The organism is Geodermatophilus sp. SYSU D00758 (assembly GCF_054049955.1).
The window spans coordinates 1-1,510 of sequence record NZ_JBJGYK010000087.1 but is presented as its reverse complement, the minus strand read 5'-3'; the positions used below and the strand labels follow the sequence as shown (position 1 = coordinate 1,510).

Below are 1,510 nucleotides of genomic sequence, written 5' to 3'. Positions count from 1 at the left end.
CTGCTCACTGGAGGACCCTGGACGGGCCGGTGACTGACTGAGAAGGTCGCTGGCGCACCCCGGGTCCCCACCGGATCACTGCCACGGCTGCTAGCTGGAGGTCACAGCCAGACTGAGTTCTGCAGGATCCGGTGGCCCGGGACGTGCCGACTGGCGACAGGGCTGAGCGCCTCGAGCGCCGATCAGTGAGCGACCGGCGTGCACGTCCCGAGACCACCGGGTGCTTCCCCGCTGCGGCAACAGCCAGGAGGCACACATGCACGATCCCACCCTCACCGCTGCCCCGACAGGGCCGTTGTTCGCCGGCGTGGACTGGGCCAGCGTCGATCACGCCGTCTGCGTCGTCGACGCCGCCGGGGCGGTGCTGTGGCGGCACACCGTCAGCCACAGCCGCGCCGGCCTGGCCCGGCTCGTCGCCCGATTGACCGAGCTGCGGGTGGCCCGGGTCGGCATCGAGCGCCCGGACGGGCCGGTGGTCGCCGCGCTGCTGGAAGCCCAGCTGCGAGTGGCGGTGGTCCCGCCGCGGCAGGTGAAGAACCTGCGTTCGCGCTACCCCCGCGCGGGCAAGGACGACCGGTTCGACGCCTACCTGCTCGCCGACGCGATGCGCACCGACGGGCACCGGTTCACCGACCTGACCCGCGACACCGCCGAGACCATCGGGCTGCGGGCGCTGGTGCGCGCCCGCCAGGACCTCATCGAGATCCGCGTCGGGCTGGTCAACCAGCTGCGGCACACCCTCGAGCTGGCCTTTCCCGGCGCGGTCGGGTTGTTCTTCGACCTGCACAGCCCGATCGCCCGCGCGTTCCTGCGCCGCTTTCCGACCGCCGCCGAGGCCGCCGTGCTCGACGAGCAGACGATGGCCGCCTGGCTGGCCGCCGAGGGCTATCCCGGGCGCACCCCGGCCGCGGTCTTCCTCGACCGGCTGCGCACCGCCCCGGCCGGGCTGACCGGCATCGAGGCCGCCGCCCGCCGGCACGTCACCTTGGCCCTGCTGGCCGGCATCGACGCCATCGAGGAGCAGGCCGCCGAGCTGGGCCGGCGGATCAGGGAAGCCCTCGCGCTGCACCCGGACGCACCAATCTTCACCAGCCTGCCCCGCGCCGGACAGCTCCGCGCTGCCGCGCTGCTGGCCGAGCTCGGCGACGCCCGCGGCCGCTATCCCGACCCCCAAGCCCTCGCCGCGGCCGCCGGGGTCTGCCCGTTCACCGACGAATCCGGCAAACACCGCGCGGTCGGCTTCCGCTACAAGACCGACACCAAGCTGCGCCGGGCGCTCACCGACTTCGCCGACGACTCCCGGCACGCCAGCCCCTGGGCCGCTGACATCTACCGCAGAGCCCGCGCCCGCGGCATGCGCCATCCACACGCCGTTCGCGTCCTCGCCCGCGCCTGGACGCTGGTCGTCTGGCGCTGCTGGCAAGACCACCAGCCTTACAACCCCGACCGCCACGGCGCCCTCAACCGATACCTCAACCGGGACGCCGCGGCGGCGGCTTGACACAGGGCT

1 protein-coding gene is annotated in these 1,510 nt (G+C 73.6%); it reads left to right on the top strand.

The genetic code is table 11. The features are described from left to right. The first annotated feature begins 256 nt into the window (after window positions 1-256). Window positions 257-1,501 (top strand): IS110 family RNA-guided transposase, encoded by a 1,245-nt coding sequence (locus tag ACI8AC_RS25185; protein ID WP_456900595.1) that lies wholly within the window; start codon window positions 257-259, stop codon window positions 1,499-1,501. Window positions 1,502-1,510 lie beyond the last annotated feature (9 nt).